Origin of the sequence: Micromonospora solifontis (assembly GCF_003725545.1) — a bacterium.
In the GTDB taxonomy this organism is placed as follows: Bacteria; Actinomycetota; Actinomycetes; order Mycobacteriales; family Micromonosporaceae; genus Micromonospora; species Micromonospora solifontis.
The window spans coordinates 1-15,215 of sequence record NZ_RJLN01000074.1; the positions used below are offsets into that span (position 1 = coordinate 1).

General features: G+C 73.5%; 18 protein-coding genes. 14 read left to right on the forward strand and 4 right to left on the reverse strand.

Going from position 1 to position 15,215, the window contains the following annotated elements; all coding sequences use genetic code 11:
• The 3 genes from EFE23_RS29075 to EFE23_RS21420 form a co-directional block, all read right to left on the reverse strand.
• On the reverse strand, positions 1 to 303 hold a 303-nt coding region (locus tag EFE23_RS29075), incomplete at its 3' end, for a hypothetical protein (protein ID WP_233601091.1).
• Between the two features lie 59 nt (positions 304 to 362).
• On the reverse strand, positions 363 to 875 hold the full coding sequence (locus EFE23_RS21415; RefSeq protein WP_123242728.1) for a hypothetical protein: 513 nt from the start codon (positions 873 to 875) through the stop codon (positions 363 to 365).
• Between the two features lie 114 nt (positions 876 to 989).
• Complete coding sequence (locus EFE23_RS21420) at positions 990 to 1,460, reverse strand: Lrp/AsnC family transcriptional regulator (protein WP_123242729.1); 471 nt, start codon at positions 1,458 to 1,460, stop codon at positions 990 to 992.
• A 148-nt stretch (positions 1,461 to 1,608) separates the two neighbouring features.
• On the opposite strand from EFE23_RS21420, the gene EFE23_RS21425 reads away from it, so the two are divergent.
• The 14 genes from EFE23_RS21425 (at position 1,609) to EFE23_RS21490 (ending at position 14,574) form a co-directional block, all read left to right on the forward strand.
• Positions 1,609 to 2,487: a tryptophan 2,3-dioxygenase gene (locus EFE23_RS21425; RefSeq protein ID WP_123242730.1), complete on the forward strand. Its 879-nt coding sequence runs from the start codon at positions 1,609 to 1,611 to the stop codon at positions 2,485 to 2,487.
• Between the two features lie 15 nt (positions 2,488 to 2,502).
• A complete protein-coding gene (gene kynU, locus EFE23_RS21430) occupies positions 2,503 to 3,837 on the forward strand; it encodes a kynureninase (protein WP_123242752.1) in 1,335 nt (444 codons plus the stop codon).
• Positions 3,834 to 5,165: an FAD-dependent oxidoreductase gene (locus EFE23_RS21435; RefSeq protein WP_123242731.1), complete on the forward strand. Its 1,332-nt coding sequence runs from the start codon at positions 3,834 to 3,836 to the stop codon at positions 5,163 to 5,165. The genes kynU and EFE23_RS21435 overlap by 4 nt, the downstream gene beginning before the upstream one ends.
• Before the next feature lie 20 nt (positions 5,166 to 5,185).
• The gene (locus EFE23_RS21440; protein ID WP_123242732.1) at positions 5,186 to 6,667 is read left to right on the forward strand and encodes a 2-hydroxymuconic semialdehyde dehydrogenase; all 1,482 of its coding nucleotides are present in this window, start codon (positions 5,186 to 5,188) and stop codon (positions 6,665 to 6,667) included.
• Positions 6,668 to 6,723: 56 nt separating this feature from the next.
• Complete coding sequence (locus EFE23_RS21445; protein WP_123242733.1) at positions 6,724 to 7,518, forward strand: 2-keto-4-pentenoate hydratase; 795 nt, start codon at positions 6,724 to 6,726, stop codon at positions 7,516 to 7,518.
• Positions 7,515 to 8,447, forward strand: coding sequence for an acetaldehyde dehydrogenase (acetylating) (locus EFE23_RS21450; RefSeq protein ID WP_123242734.1), 933 nt, complete (start codon positions 7,515 to 7,517; stop codon positions 8,445 to 8,447). The genes EFE23_RS21445 and EFE23_RS21450 overlap by 4 nt, the downstream gene beginning before the upstream one ends.
• On the forward strand, positions 8,444 to 9,502 hold the full coding sequence (gene dmpG, locus EFE23_RS21455) for a 4-hydroxy-2-oxovalerate aldolase (protein WP_123242735.1): 1,059 nt from the start codon (positions 8,444 to 8,446) through the stop codon (positions 9,500 to 9,502). The genes EFE23_RS21450 and dmpG overlap by 4 nt, the downstream gene beginning before the upstream one ends.
• Positions 9,499 to 10,272 (forward strand): 2-keto-4-pentenoate hydratase, encoded by a 774-nt coding sequence (locus tag EFE23_RS21460; protein WP_123242736.1) that lies wholly within the window; start codon positions 9,499 to 9,501, stop codon positions 10,270 to 10,272. The genes dmpG and EFE23_RS21460 overlap by 4 nt, the downstream gene beginning before the upstream one ends.
• Before the next feature lie 20 nt (positions 10,273 to 10,292).
• Positions 10,293 to 10,748, forward strand: coding sequence for a RidA family protein (locus EFE23_RS21465; protein ID WP_123242737.1), 456 nt, complete (start codon positions 10,293 to 10,295; stop codon positions 10,746 to 10,748).
• Positions 10,745 to 11,269: a 3-hydroxyanthranilate 3,4-dioxygenase gene (locus EFE23_RS21470; protein ID WP_123242738.1), complete on the forward strand. Its 525-nt coding sequence runs from the start codon at positions 10,745 to 10,747 to the stop codon at positions 11,267 to 11,269. The genes EFE23_RS21465 and EFE23_RS21470 overlap by 4 nt, the downstream gene beginning before the upstream one ends.
• Positions 11,269 to 12,270 carry an amidohydrolase family protein gene (locus EFE23_RS21475; protein WP_123242739.1) on the forward strand — a complete coding sequence of 334 codons (1,002 nt, stop codon included), beginning with the start codon at positions 11,269 to 11,271 and terminating at the stop codon, positions 12,268 to 12,270. Before EFE23_RS21470 ends, EFE23_RS21475 begins: the two co-directional genes overlap by 1 nt.
• 78 nt (positions 12,271 to 12,348) lie before the next feature.
• A complete protein-coding gene (locus EFE23_RS21480; RefSeq protein WP_123242740.1) occupies positions 12,349 to 13,812 on the forward strand; it encodes an amidase in 1,464 nt (487 codons plus the stop codon).
• A 56-nt stretch (positions 13,813 to 13,868) separates the two neighbouring features.
• Positions 13,869 to 14,174: an aa3-type cytochrome oxidase subunit CtaJ gene (gene ctaJ, locus EFE23_RS21485; RefSeq protein WP_439650870.1), complete on the forward strand. Its 306-nt coding sequence runs from the start codon at positions 13,869 to 13,871 to the stop codon at positions 14,172 to 14,174.
• Positions 14,161 to 14,574, forward strand: coding sequence for a DUF5130 family protein (locus EFE23_RS21490; RefSeq protein WP_123242742.1), 414 nt, complete (start codon positions 14,161 to 14,163; stop codon positions 14,572 to 14,574). The genes ctaJ and EFE23_RS21490 overlap by 14 nt, the downstream gene beginning before the upstream one ends.
• A gap of 64 nt (positions 14,575 to 14,638) precedes the next feature.
• Here EFE23_RS21490 and EFE23_RS21495 read toward each other — a convergent pair whose 3' ends face one another.
• Positions 14,639 to 15,202: a Uma2 family endonuclease gene (locus tag EFE23_RS21495; protein WP_123242753.1), complete on the reverse strand. Its 564-nt coding sequence runs from the start codon at positions 15,200 to 15,202 to the stop codon at positions 14,639 to 14,641.
• Positions 15,203 to 15,215 lie beyond the last annotated feature (13 nt).

Sequence of the window (15,215 nt, forward strand, 5' to 3'; positions counted from 1 at the left end):
GCCGGCACGGCGGGTGCCCGGGACGTCCCGCTGGGCGCGCGGGACGTCGCCGTTCCGCCGCGCGCCGCGACCATCGCCCTGGATCCGCGCGGTGCGTGCGGTGCGCGGTATCGCCACGGACCGGCCGTCGCGCCCGATCGCCGCCGGGCGGACATCCGGAGGCAGTCGCGTGGTCCGGCCGTCGCCGTGGATGCGCGTCCCGGCGGCCTGCCGGGGCGGCCGGACGGCGCGGTGGTCCCGCTCGACCACGGCCCGGTCCCGCGACCGGGTGCTCGCGCGACCGTCACCGTGGATCCGCGTCATCCGGTCGTCCGGCTGCCGGCCGGCTCGGGTCGGTTGACAGGCCATCGGCCGCACCCTCGTCAGAAGCGCGACCCGGTCCTGCGGCGGGCACCGACGCCGGCCACCACCGCCACCGCGACGAGCCCGCCGACCAGCAGCAGCGAGCCGGTGCCCCGGCCGCTGCCCGCCGTGCCGCCGCCACCGGTGGCCGGGCCCTTGCTGGGCGAGGCCATGTTCAGCACGGTGAGGGTGGTCGAGGCGGTGTTCCCGTTCGAGCAGCGCAGGTCGACCGGGTAGTCTCCGGCCGGCTTGTTGCTCGGGATGGTCACCGCCCCGGTCAGGAAGCCGTTGTCCGGCCGGAGCATGACCCGCCCGAAGGCGTCCGAGTTCACCTCGGCCTGCCGGTTGTTCGCGTTGTCGCAGTTCGCCCGGATGCTCACCCGGGTGCCGGCCTGCGCCGGATTGGGCGTGACCTCGACGAACACGTTCTCCCCGGCGCGTGCCGGGGCGACGGTCATCAGGACGAACGCCGCGACCAGTCCGAGCACGCTCAGGACGGCCGACCGGGCGCGATGTGCCACGAGCCCTCGCATGATTCCCCCCTTCCGGCGCGGCGCGCCGGAATCCTGCTGTCGGGCAGTGGCGGCTGCGTTCCCGGTGGGGCGGGCTGTTAACGGGCCCGGGCTCCCGGGCCCCGGGACCGCGCCTCAGCGGCGGCGGGCGGCCGGGGGCGCGCCGGCGGGCGGGAGCGGCTCCACCGGGTGCCAGTCCAGCGGGGTGGACAGGACCATCGTGCTGGACGGCTGGCCATACGGGGCGAGACGGTCGATGACCTGCTCGAACTCGCCCATCGAGCCGGCCGCCAGCTTGAGCATGCTGCACGCGTCCCCGGTGATCCGGTGGATCTCCATGATCTCCGGCCAGCCCGCCACCTCCGGGTCGTTGAGGATGCAGCGCGAGCCGTAGCAGGACATCCGGATCAGGGCGAGCACCGTCCGTCCGGCCCGGGTCAGGTCCACGTGCGCGTGGTAGCCGGTGATCACGCCGGACTCCTCCAGCCGGCGGACCCGCTCGGCCACCGCCGGGGGCGACAGGTGGACCCGGCGGGACAGCTCGCTGTACGAGAGCCGGGCGTCGGCCTGGAGCTCGCGCAGCAGCGCCCAGTCCATGTCGTCCACGCGGTGACCTTTCCTTCGTTAAGCCGAGCCGGAGGTAAGCCTTAGCTATGGCAGGTGAGACCAGCGTATCGCCGTTGAAGAGGCATTCCATCTGCGGATCCACCGGCGGCATCATGTCGTCTACCGCGGCGTACGGAGGGAGACGACGGTGGAACAGACCACGGCGGTACGCCCCGCCACCGCGCACCAGCGGGCGGCCCGGGCGGCGCGCAACGGCGGCGAACCGACGCTGGAGTTCGCCGAGCGGGTGCCCTACGACGCGTACGTGCGGGCGAGCACCCTGCACAGCCTGCAGCAGCCGCTCAGCGACGACCCGGGCGAGATGTCCTTCCTGATGGTCACCCAGATCATGGAGCTGTACTTCGGGCTGACCTGCCACGAGCTGCGGCACGCCCAGCGGGAGCTGCGGGCCAACCGGATCTGGGAGGCGCTGCCCCCGCTGCGCCGCGCCGCGCTGCACCTCGACGGGCTCAACGCCGCCTGGCAGGGGCTGCGCTGGATGACCCCGGCCGACTTCAACCGGTTCCGCGACCGGCTCGGCGAGGGCTCCGGCTTCCAGTCGGCCATGTACCGGCAGCTGGAGTTCCTGCTCGGCCTGCGGGACCCGGCGCTGATCCGCCCGTTCCGCCGGCAGACCGAGGTGCACGCCGAGCTGACCGCCGCTCTCGCCGCCCCGAGCCTCTGGGACGACGTGCTCGCCCTGCTCGCCCGGCGCGGCTTCGACCTCCCGGCCGACCTGCTCGACCGGGAGCGGGCGGCCGACCACGAGGCGCACCCCGCGGTCGAGGCGGCCTGGGTGCGGATCTACGCCGACGCCGGCCCGGAGAACCACCTGCGGCTGCTGGGTGACGCGCTGACCGAGGTGGCCGAGCGGTTCGGCGACTGGCGCTGGCACCACATCAAGGCGGTGCAGCGCAGCATGGGCGCCAAGGTCGGCAGCGGCGGCTCCGCCGGGCTGGCCTGGTTGCAGCGCAGCATGGCCCGGGTGGTCTTCCCCGAGCTGTGGTCCGCCCGGACCGCGATGTGACCGAGAGAGATGGACATGCACACCGAAGCTGAGGCGCGAGAGCTCGACGCCGCCGACCCCGGGCACCGGCACCTGTTCCACGTGCCGCCGGCCGACGGCGGGCGCTACCCCGAGGTGGCGTACCTGGCGGGCAACTCGCTGGGCCTGCAACCCCGGGCCACCCGGGACGAACTCCTCGCCGACCTGGACGCCTGGCGCCGGCTGGGCGTGGAGGGGCACCTGGAGGCCGAGCGGCCCTGGCTGCCGTACCACGAACTGCTGACCGCGCCGGCCGCGCGGCTGGTCGGCGCGCTCCCCGCGGAGACCGTGGTGATGAACTCCCTCACGGTCAACCTGCACCTGCTGATGGTGAGCTTCTACCGGCCGGCGGGGCGGCGGACCCGGATCGTCATCGAGGACAGCGCCTTCCCGTCGGACAGCTACGCGGTGCGCAGCCAGGCCCGCTTCCACGGCCTGGACCCCGACGCCACCGTGGTCCGGCTGCGGCCGCGCGCCGGCGAGGACACCCTGCGCAGCTCCGACGTCCTCGACCTCCTCGCCGCCGAGGGGGACACGATCGCGCTGGTGCTGCTCGGCGGGGTCAACTACCTGACCGGCGAGCTGATGGACATCCCGGCGATCACCGCGGCCGGCCGGGCCGCCGGGGCGGTGGTCGGCTGGGACCTGGCGCACGCGGCCGGCAACGTCCCCCTCGCCCTGCACGACTGGGACGTCGACTTCGCCGCCTGGTGCTCGTACAAGTACCTGAACTCCGGACCGGGCGCCCTGGCCGGCGTCTTCGTCCACGAGCGGCACCTGGGCGACCCGGCGCTGCCCCGCTTCGAGGGCTGGTGGAGCACCGAGGCGGCCACCCGGTTCGAGATGACTCCGGTCTCCCGGCCGCCGGCCACCGTCGAGGCGTGGCAGATCTCCAACCCGCCGATCTTCGCGATGGGTCCGGTGCGGACGTCGCTGGAGCTGTTCGACTCCGTCGGCATGCCGGCGCTGCGGGAGCGCAGCCTGCGGCTCACCGGCTACCTGGAGCGGCTGCTCGACGAGGTGACCGCCGACCGGCCGCTGACCGTGGTCACCCCGCGCGACCCGGCCCGCCGGGGCTGCCAGCTCTCCGTCCGCATCGGCGTGAGCGCGAGGAGTGAGCCGGGTCTGCGAGCCCCGCAGTCGCGAACGGAAGGCGGCTGGGCGGGCAGCGCGAACGAGCTGACCAAGCGGCTGCGGCACGAGCACGGCGTGATCGCCGACGCCCGGGAGCCGGACATCGTCCGGTTCGCCCCGGTGCCGCTCTACTCGACGTACCACGACTGCTGGCGGGTCGCCGACGCGCTGGCCGCGACCGTGGAGGTGACCCCATGACCGCGGAACGCGAGGAGATCGCCGTCGTCGGGGCCGGGCTGGCCGGCTGCCTGCTGGCCTGCTTCCTGGCCCGGCGCGGCTACCCGGTGGCGCTCTACGAGCGGCGGCCCGACCCGCGCACCGGGCGGGTCGAGCGGGGCCGCTCGATCAACCTGGCGCTCTCCGAGCGCGGCCTGGACGCGCTGCGCCGGATCGGGCTGGACCAGCAGGTGATGACCGACGCGCTGCCGATGCGCGGCCGGATGATCCACCCGGTCGAGGGCGAGCCGCAGTTCCAGTCGTACAGCGTCTCCGGCGACCGGGCGATCAACTCGATCAGCCGCGGCGCGCTGAACAACGCGCTGCTCACCGCCGCCGCCGCGCTGCCCGGCGTGCGGATCGCCTTCGACCACCGGCTGGTCGGCCTCGACCCGACCAGCGGCGAGATGACCTTCGAGACCCCGCAGGGCAAGGTCAGCGAGACCGCATCGGTGGTCCTCGGCGCCGACGGCGCCGGCTCCGCCGTGCGCGGGCAGCTCCTCGCGTACGGGGTGCTGACCGAGAGCCTCGACTTCCTCGACTACGGCTACAAGGAACTCACCATCCCGCCGATCGGCGGCGAGTTCGCCCTCGACCCGGGCGCGCTGCACATCTGGCCGCGCGGCACCTCGATGATGATCGCGCTGCCCAACCCGGACCGCTCCTTCACCTGCACGCTGTTCTGGCCCACGCACGGCACCGAGAGCTTCGCGTCGCTGGGCAGCCCGGCCGCCATCGAGCGCCACTTCACCACCCACTACCCGGACCTGGTCCCGCTCGCCCCGAACCTGGTCGACGACTACCAGCACAACCCGGTCGGGGTGCTCGGCACGGTCCGCTGCACGCCGTGGCAGGTGGAGGGGAAGGTGGGCCTGCTCGGCGACGCGGCGCACGCCATCGTGCCGTTCTACGGCCAGGGCGCGAACTGCGCCTTCGAGGACGTGGTGGAGCTGGACCGCTGCCTGGACGAGTGCGACGACCACTGGGCGTCGGCGCTGCCGCTGTTCCAGCACCGCCGGCAGGCCAACGCGGAGGCGATCGCCCGGATGGCGCTGACCAACTTCGTGGAGATGCGGGACAAGGTCGCCTCCCCGGTGTTCCAGACCCGCAAGCGGATCGAGCACGCGCTGGAGCGGGCCCTGCCCGGCCGGTACGTGTCCCAGTACGAGTTGGTCTCCTTCTCCACCACCCCGTACGCGGACGTGCGCCGCCGGGTCCGCCGGCAGTACGCCGCCGTCGGCGCGGTCGCGGCGGGGGCGCTGGCGCTGCTGGCCGCCGGGATCGGCGCGGCGCTGGGGCGGCGGCGATGAGTCTCTGGGATCCCCGGCTGATGGCCGGGCACGCGCCGGACGGCCCCGGCCTGCTGCGCAACTTCGTCGGCGGCGCCTTCGCCGACACCGGCACCCGGTTCACCAAGCGCAGCCCGGTCACCGGCGAACCCGTCTTCGAGGTGGTCGAGGCGTCGTCGTCCGTCGTGGACGACGCGGTCACCGCCGCCCGGGCGGCGCTGCGCGGGCCGTGGGGCCGGATGGGGGAGCGGGAGCGCGCCGAGGTGCTGCGCCGGGTCGCCGACGAACTGGAACGACGCTTCGACGACCTGGTCGCCGCCGAGGTCGCGGACACCGGCAAGGCCATCTCCCAGGCCCGCACGCTGGACATCCCGCGCGGCGCGGCCAACTTCCGGGCGTTCGCCGAGATCGTGGCGACCGCGCCCACCGAGTCGTTCACCACGGTCACCCCGACCGGCGGCCGGGCGCTGAACTACGCGGTCCGCAAGCCGGTCGGCGTGGTCGCCGTGATCGTGCCGTGGAACCTGCCGCTGCTGCTGCTCACCTGGAAGGTCGCGCCCGCCCTGGCCTGCGGCAACGCGGTGATCGTGAAGCCCAGCGAGGAGACCCCCGCCTCGGCGACCCTGCTCGCCGAGGTGATGGCCGCCGCGGGCGTGCCGGACGGCGTGTTCAACCTGGTGCACGGCTTCGGCCCCGGCTCGGCCGGCGAGTTCCTCACCCGGCACCCCGGCGTCGACGCGATCACCTTCACCGGCGAGTCGGCCACCGGCAGCGCCATCATGCGCGCCGCCGCCGACGGGGTGAAGGCGGTCTCCTTCGAACTGGGCGGCAAGAACGCCGGCCTGGTCTTCGCCGACGCCGACCTGGACGCGGCGGTCGCCGGCTCGGTCCGGTCCAGCTTCACCAACGGCGGCCAGGTCTGCCTCTGCACCGAACGGATCTACGTGCAGCGGCCGGTGTTCGAGGAGTTCACCGCCCGGCTGGCCAAGCGCGCCGACGAGTTGGCGTACGGCTGGCCGGCCGACGAGGCCACGGTGAACATGCCGCTGATCTCGCACACCCACCGGGACAAGGTGCTCGGCCACTACGAGCTGGCCCGTACCGAGGGCGCCGAGGTGCGCGCCGGGGGCGGGGTGCCGCGCTTCGGCGACGCCCGCGACGGCGGCGCGTACGTGCAGCCGACCGTGCTGACCGGGCTCGGCCCGGACGTCCGCACCAACCGGGAGGAGATCTTCGGCCCGGTGGTCCACGTCGCCCCGTTCGACGACGAGGACGAGGCGTACGCCCTGGCCAACGGCACCGACTACGGCCTGGCGGCCACGGTCTGGACCCGGGACGTGGGCCGGGCGCACCGGGCCGGGTCCCGGCTGGACGCCGGCATCGTCTGGGTGAACACCTGGTTCCTGCGCGACCTGCGCACCCCGTTCGGCGGGGTGAAGGCATCCGGCATCGGCCGGGAGGGTGGCGTGCACTCGCTCGACTTCTACTCCGAACTCACCAACGTCTGCGTGGACCTCTCATGAGTGCGCGCTCCGGGCAGAATGGCCGGCGTCCCAAGCGAACGCAGCGAGGAGCCGGCATGACCGTCGACATCGAGGCCGCCAACCGGGAGTTGGCCGTCGCCCGGCAGGAGGAGAAACCCTGCCCGCCGTTGCGCGGCCGGATGCTGCCGGAGGGCGACATCGAGGCCGCCTACCAGGTGCAGCAGGTCTACACCCGACAGCGGCTCGGCAAGGGGCACCGCCGGGTGGGCGCCAAGATCGGTCTCACCTCCCGGGCCGTGCAGGAGAGCTTCGGCGTCTTCCAGCCCGACTTCGGGGTGCTCTTCGACGACATGGCGGTCGGCGACGGCGTCGAGGTGCCGATGAGTCGGCTGCTCCAGCCCCGGGTGGAGGCGGAGATCGCCTTCGTGCTCGGTACGGACCTGCCCGACGAGCGGGTGACCGGGGTGGACCTGATCCGGGCGGTGGACCACGTGCTGCCGGCCATCGAGATCGTCGACTCGCGGATCGCCGGGTGGGATATCTCCATCGTGGACACCGTGGCGGACAACGCGTCCAGCGGGCTGTTCGTGCTCGGCACCAGGCCGCGCCGGCTCGCCGACGTGGACCTGCGGCTCTGCGGCATGGTGCTGGAGCACACCGGCGAACCGGTCTCGGTCGGGGCCGGGGCGGCCTGCCTCGGCAACCCGCTGCACGCGCTGGAGTGGCTGGCGGGCACGATGGCCCGCGCCGGCGACCCGCTCAAGGCCGGGGACGTGGTGCTCTCCGGGGCGCTCGGCCCGATGGTGCCGGTGACGCCGGGCGCCGCGTACGAGGCCCGGATCTCCGGGCTCGGCTCGGTGCGGACCTGCTTCTCCAAGGAGGCATCATGACCGTCGGAGTGGCGGTGCTCGGCTCGGGCAACATCGGCACCGACCTGATGATCAAGGTGCTGCGGCTGAGCAGCGAGCTGCGCATGGTGGCGATGGCCGGCATCGATCCGGCGTCGGACGGCCTGGCCCGGGCCCGCCGGCTCGGCGTGGCGACCACCGCCGAGGGCGTGGACGGGCTGGTCGCCATGCCGGAGTTCGCCGACGTCCAGCTGGTCTTCGACGCCACCTCGGCCGGCGCGCACCGCCGGCACGACGAGGTGCTGCGGGCGCACGGCCGGACCGTGGTCGACCTGACCCCGGCCGCCATCGGCCCGTACGTGGTGCCGCCGGTCAACCTCGACGAGCACCTGCACCAGTCCAACGTGAACATGGTGACCTGCGGCGGGCAGGCCACCGTGCCGATCGTGCACGCCGTCGGCCGGGTCACCCCGGTCGCGTACGGGGAGATCGTCGCCTCGATCGCCTCAAGGTCGGCGGGGCCGGGCACCCGGGCCAACATCGACGAGTTCACCGAGACCACCGCCCGGGCCATCGAGGTGGTCGGCGGCGCGGACCGGGGCAAGGCCATCATCGTGCTGAACCCGGCCGATCCGCCGCTGCTGATGCGGGACACCGTCTACTGCCTCTGCCCGGACGCCGACGCCGACCGCGCGGCGATCGCCGCCTCCGTCGCCGACATGGTGGCCACCGTGCAGGAGTACGTCCCGGGCTACCGGCTCAAGCAGGACGTGCAGTTCGACCGGGTCGAGGCGTACGTGCCGGCGCTGAGGCGGCCGTTCACCGGCCTGCAGGTGTCGGTCTTCCTGGAGGTCTCCGGCGCCGGGCACTACCTGCCCGCGTACGCCGGGAACCTGGACATCATGACCTCGGCGGCGCTGCGCACCGCCGAGCGCCTGGTGGCCCTCCGGGCGAAGGGGGTGCCGGCATGACCGATCTCTACATCCAGGACGTGACGCTGCGCGACGGGATGCACGCCATCGCGCACCGGTACACGGTGGACCAGGTGCGGACCATCGCCGCCGCGCTGGACGCGGCCGGGGTGGCCGCCATCGAGGTGGCCCACGGCGACGGGCTGGCCGGCTCCAGCGTCAACTACGGCCACGGCGCGGCCGGCGACGCCGACTGGATCTCCGCCGCCGCCGAGGTGCTGACCACCGCCCGGCTCACCACCCTCCTGTTGCCCGGCATCGGGACCATCGCCGACCTGAAGGCGGCGAAGGCGCTCGGGGTGACCAGCGTGCGGATCGCCACCCACTGCACCGAGGCGGACATCTCCGCCCAGCACATCTCCTGGGCCCGGGAGAACGGCATGGACGTTTCCGGGTTCCTGATGATGTCGCACATGAACGACCCGGCCGGGCTGGCCGCGCAGGCCAAGCTGATGGAGTCGTACGGCGCGCACTGCGTCTACGTCACCGACTCCGGCGGCCGGCTGCTGATGTCCGACGTGGCGGAGCGGGTCGACGCGTACCGGCAGGTGCTCGAACCGGAGACGCAGATCGGCATCCACGCCCACCACAACCTGTCGCTCGGCGTGGCGAACAGCGTGGTGGCGGTCGAGCACGGCCGGATCCTGGGGGACGGGCCGCTCGGCTCCCCGTCCGGGCGGACCGTCCGGGTGGACGCCTCCCTGGCCGGCATGGGGGCCGGGGCCGGGAACGCCCCGCTGGAGGTCTTCGTCGCGGTCGCCGAGCTGCACGGCTGGAAGCACGGCTGCGACGTGTTCGCGCTGATGGACGCGGCCGACGACATCGTCCGCCCGCTCCAGGACCGGCCGGTCCAGGTGGACCGGGAGACGCTCTCCCTCGGGTACGCGGGCGTGTACTCCAGCTTCCTGCGGCACGCCGAGCGCGCCTCGGCGAAGTACGGGGTGGACGTCCGGTCGATCCTGGTGGAGCTGGGCCGGCGCCGGATGGTCGGCGGCCAGGAGGACATGATCGTGGACGTGGCGCTCGACCTGGCCGGCAAGGAGGAGCTCTCATGATCGGGCCGGACATCGCGGGGATCGCCGAGAAGCTGGGCGCGGCGGCCGACAGCGCCACCGCGATCCCGCAGCTCGCCGCCGAGACGGGCCTCGACGTCGACGCCGCGTACGCGGTGCAGACCGCGCTGGTGCAGCGCCGCCTCGACCGGGGTGAGCGGCTGGTCGGGCTGAAGATGGGGCTGACCAGCAAGGCGAAGATGGCCCAGGTCGGGGTGGACGAGGTGATCTGGGGCCGGCTCACCGACGTGATGCGGGTGCCCGACGGGGGTTCGGTCGACGTCAGCGACTTCATCCACCCCCGGGTCGAGCCGGAGGTGGCCTTCCTGCTCGACCGCCTGCCCGAGCCCGGCGAACCGGTCGGCGCGTTCACCGACGCGGTCCGCGCGGTCGCCCCGGCGATCGAGCTGATCGACTCCCGGTACGCCAACTTCACCTTCTCCCTGCCGGACGTCATCGCCGACAACACCTCGGCCGCGGCGTTCGTGATCGGACCCTGGTCGCCGGTGCCGGACGGGCTGGACAACCTGGGGGTGCTGCTGGAGATCGACGGCCGGGTCGCGCAGGTCGGCTCGACCGCGGCGATCCTCGGCGACCCGCGCCGCGCGCTGGACGAGGGCATCCGGCTGGCCGGCCGGCACGGCGTCCGGCTGCGCGAGGGCTGGGTGTTCCTCGCCGGGGCGGCCACCGCCGCGGTGCCGTTGCGACCCGGCGCGCACGTCCGGGCCGTCGTGGAGAAGCTGGGCACCGTGTCGTTGAAGGCGGCGGCGTGAGCGCGAGGAGTGAGCCGGGATTGCGAGCCCCGCGGTCGCGGGCAGCGGAGGCTCCGACCGCCCGGGTGGTCGCCGGCAAGGCCGTGCCCCGCGGCGCCTTCCCGCACGTCAAGGTCGCCGGCGGGTTCGTCTTCGTCTCCGGTACGTCGTCGCGAAGGCCGGACAACACCTTCGCCGGTGTCTCGGTGGACGAGTTCGGCACGACCGACCTGGACATCCGGGCGCAGACCCGGGCCGTGATCGAGAACATCCGGGACCTGCTGGCTTCGGTCGGGGCGGACCTGTCCGACCTGGTGCAGGTCACCAGCTACCTGGTCAACATGAACGACTTCGGTGGCTACAACGAGGTGTGGGCGGAGTTCTTCGACGCCACCGGGCCGACCCGGACCACGGTGGCCGTGCACCAGTTGCCGCACCCGCACCTGCTGATCGAGATGCAGGCCGTGGCCCTACTACCCGTCGGGAGGTCATCGTGAGTGAGATCGCCGAGCCGTTCAGCTTCCAGGGCTGGATCGGGGAGAACCAGCACCTGCTGAAGCCGCCGGTGGGCAACAAGGAGATGCTGCCCGGCAGCGACGACTTCATCGTCATGGTGGTGGGCGGCCCGAACCAGCGCACCGACTTCCACGTCGACCCGTACGAGGAGTTCTTCTACCAGGTCAAGGGCAACATGCACATCAACCTGATGCTCCCCGAGGGGCCGCGTACGGTGCACGTGCGCGAGGGTCAGATGTGGATGCTGCCGCGCAACACCCCGCACTCTCCGCAGCGCCCGGAGGCCGGCTCGATCGGCATGGTGATCGAGCGGGTCCGCGAGGAGGGCACGCTGGAGAAGTTCCAGTGGTACTGCCCCGAGTGCAGCCACCAGGTGCACGAGGTGGAACTCCAGGTCCGGGACATCGCCGCCGACCTGCCCCCGGTCTTCGCCGCGTTCTACGGGGACGAGAAGGCCCGTACCTGCACCAACTGCGGCGCGCTGCACCCGGGCAAGGGCTGATGCCGCATCCCGTCGTGGACGTGCACACGCACGTCGTACCGAAGGGGTGGCCGGACCTCGCCGCGGCGTGCGGCGGGTCCGGCTGGCCCTGGCTGCGGGTGGACTCCGAGCGCGCCGCCATGATCATGATGGGGGAGACGGAGTTCCGGCCGGTCGGCGCGGAATGCTGGGACGCGGACACCCGGCTCGGCGACATGGCCGCCGACGGCGTGGACGTGCAGGTGGTCTCGCCCACCCCGGTCTTCTTCAGCTACGACCGGCCGGCCGACCAGGCGGTCAAGGTGGCCCGCATCTTCAACGACCTCACCCTGGCGGTCACCGCCGGCGGGGGCGACCGGCTGGTGCCGTTCTGCCAGGTGCCGTTGCAGGACCCGGACGCCGCCTGCGCGGAGTTGGACCGGTGCCTGGCCGCCGGCCACGCCGGTGTGGAGATCGGCAACCACGTCGGCGACCGGGACCTCGACGACGCCGGCATCGTGCAGTTCCTGACCCACTGCGCGGAGGTGGGCGCGCCGGTCTTCGTGCACCCCTGGGACATGCCCGGCGGCCCGCGGTTGGACCGCTGGATGGCCCGCTGGCTCACCGGGATGCCCGCCGAGACGCACCTGTCGGTGCTGGCGCTCATCCTCGGCGGGGTCTTCGACCGGGTGCCGGAGACGCTGCGGATCTGCTTCGCGCACGGCGGCGGCAGCTTCCCGTTCTGGCTGGGCCGCGCCGACAACGCCTGGCATCGCCGGGGGGACCTGGTCCGGGGCGCCTCCACCGCCCCGCCCAGCGCCTACCTGGACCGGTTCTCCGTGGACTCGGTGGTCTTCGAGCCGGCCGCGCTGCGGCTGCTGGTCGACACCATGGGCGAGGACCGGGTGCTGGTCGGCAGCGACTACCCGTATCCGCTGGGGGAGCGGCCGGTCGGGCAGGTGGTCCGCAAGGCCGACTTCCTCACCCCGGACCAGCGCGACAAGCTGCTCGGCGGCAACGCCCTCCGCTTCCTGCACGGCTGACCGGCCGCCGGCCCGACGCGGCGTCCGGGCCGGCGCGTGAGAAGTGCGTCCGGTGGACCGTCCAGGCAGGATGGGGGCATGGCCGAGCCGCACGACCTGACCGCGCTGGAGCAGGCCGACGCGATCCGCCGGGGCGAGCTGTCCAGCGTGGAGCTGGTCGAGCATCACCTCCACCGGGTCGAGGCGCTCGGCGACACGGTCGGCGCCTTCGTCACCGTCACCCCGGAGCGGGCCCGCGAGGCGGCCCGGGCCGCCGACGCCGTCCCGGCCGACCGGCGCGGGCCGCTGCACGGCGTACCGACCGCGGTCAAGGATCTGACGCTGACCGCCGGGGTGCGGACCACCTTCGGCTCGGCGGCGTTCGCCGACTTCGTGCCCCCGGTCGACGCCGACGTGGTCCGGTTCATGGCCGCCGCCGGGCTGGTCAGCCTCGGCAAGACCACCACCTCCGAGCTGGGCTGCTCCCTCTACTCCGAGGGGCTCGTCGCGCCCCCGGCGCGTAACCCGTGGGGCCTCGCGTACACGGCGGGCGGGTCCAGCGGCGGTGCGGCCGCCGCGGTGGCCGCCGGGCTGGTGCCGGTGGCCCAGGGGTCCGACGGCGGCGGTTCACTGCGCATCCCGGCGTCGCTGTGCGGCCTGGTCGGGTACAAGCCGAGTCGCGGGCTGGTCTCCGGCGGCCCGCTCGGCTTCGGCGGGTTCGGGCTGCCCGTCAACGGCCCGCTCGGTCGCACCGTCACCGACGTGGCGGCGCTGCTCGACGTGCTGGCCCGGCCGGTGCCCGGCGAGCCGTACCTGCCGCCCGTCGCGCCCGCCGGCGGCTACCTCGGCGCCGCCCGTGCGGCGGCGCCCGGTCGGCTGCGGATCGGCCGCTTCACCACGCCGATGCTCGCCGACGAGCCCGTCCACCCCGACTGCGTGGCCGCCGTCGACCGGGCCGCCGCGCTGCTCACCGAGGCCGGCCACGAGGTGGTCGAGGTGCCGGCGCCGCTCGGCCCCGCCGCGTGGCCGCTCTTCGAGACCCTCTGGTACGTCCTCGCGCTCTCCCCGGTGCCGCCCGAGCGGGAGAGCGAACTGCTGCCGCTGACCCGGTTCCTCCGCGCCCGGGGCGCGGCGGTCGGCGCCGGCCCGCTGCTGGCCGCCCTCGGTGAACTGCAGGCCCAGGTACGCCTCGGCGTACGCCGTACCGCCGGCTGCGACCTGCTGCTCTGCCCCACCCTGGCCGCGCCGCAGGCGCCGGTCGGCGCGTTCGCCGCCTTGGACCCGGCGGAGGATTTCGACCGGCAGCGGCGGTTCTCGCCGTACTGCGCCATCTTCAACGTGACCGGCGACCCGTCCGTTTCCCTGCCGCTCGGCCGGACCGCCGACGGGATGCCGGTCGGGGTGCTGCTCACCGGCCGGTACGGGGACGACGCGACATTGATAGCCACTGCCGCGCAACTGGAGCACGGCTGTGGCGGATGGGATCAGCACCCCGCAATCTGGCGGGCGGTCGACTCCGCTAACGTGAACAGCACAAGCGGAGTCGGGCACCCGTCGACATGATCGTCCACCCGACCCGGAAGATTCCTGGTCTCTCTTTCCGCCTGGGGGCGTTGGGATTGTCTGTTACCGACACGTTGGTGGTCTTCGTCGGCATCCCGGCGGTCGCGGTGCTGGTGATCGCCGGCCTGGCGTACGCCGGCAGCCGTGGCGGCGGCGGTGGCGGCGCCAAGCGCTACCGGCCGGGCCGGCCCTTCGATTTCACTCCGGTCTGGTTCCTGGGCCGTCCGGAGCAGCTGGCCGACTCGGCCGGCACCGCACTGGCCGCCGGGGCGCAGGCCCCGGCGCTGACCAGCCGCAAGCAGGAGCAGGCCGGCCGGGAGGCGCCGGCCGGTGGAACCGGAGGCGCAAGTGACCGTTGGTGAGAAGCAGGCCGCGACGGGGATCGGCACCCCGCCCCAGGTGCTGGACGGGCCCTTCGCGACCCGTCAGCTGCTCCGCATCGACGAGGCGCTCCGCCTGGCCGACCAGGGGACCGGCCTGGTCTTCTCGGTCTACGTCGGCGGCCTCGACGAGCCGATCCGGGAGCACGCCGAGCGACTGCACCGGCAGCTCGCCGAGCCGGACAAGTCCGTGCTGATCGCGGTGTCGCCCAACCAGCGGCAGCTGGAGATCGTCACCGGCAAGTACGCCCGCAAGCGCATCCCCGACACGTACGCGAAGCTCGCCGCGCTCTCCATGGTGGCGTCCTTCGGCGGCGGTGACCTGGCCGGCGGCATCATCCAGGGCCTCGACCAGCTCGCCAGCCACGCCGGCAAGGGCTGACCGCCCTTCCCTCACGACGAAGCCCGGCCCGCGGTACGCGGGCCGGGCTTCCTCGTGTCGGTCGTCAGCGGGGCCAGCCGCTCGGGTCGAGTCGCATCGGCCAGGGCTCGTCGAGCTGCACGGGATCGTCCGGCCCAATGGTGCCGAGCGGGTCGTAGTGCACGCCCTTGGCCAGCTGGTAGCGGTACACCACCGGGCCGAAGTCACCCCGCTCCACCCGCCAGTAGTGGGGGATGCCGGCCTCGGCGTAGAGGGCGGGCTTGGTGAACCGGTCATGGCGCCGGCTGTTGGGCGATTCCACCTCGACGACGAGCGCGACATCGGCCGGATCCGTCCACAACTGGCCCCGGGGTGCGTCCGGCTTGAGCACGGTGATGTCCGGGATCAGATTGCCGTCCGGGATGCGCACACCGGTTTCGCGGATCACTCGCCAGCCCGCCGGGGCCGCCAGACGCAGCGACATCCGGATGTCGTCGGCCAGCTCGTGGTGGTCCGGCCCGGCAGGTGGCGTCACGTGCAGGCTCCCGTCGATGAGCTCGTAGCGGCTTCCGTTCTCGGGCAGGTCGAGAAGGTCCTGCTCACGCCAGCGTCTTCCCGGTGGGCGCCACTCGTGGGTCGGCTGTGCCATCACGTCCACCTCC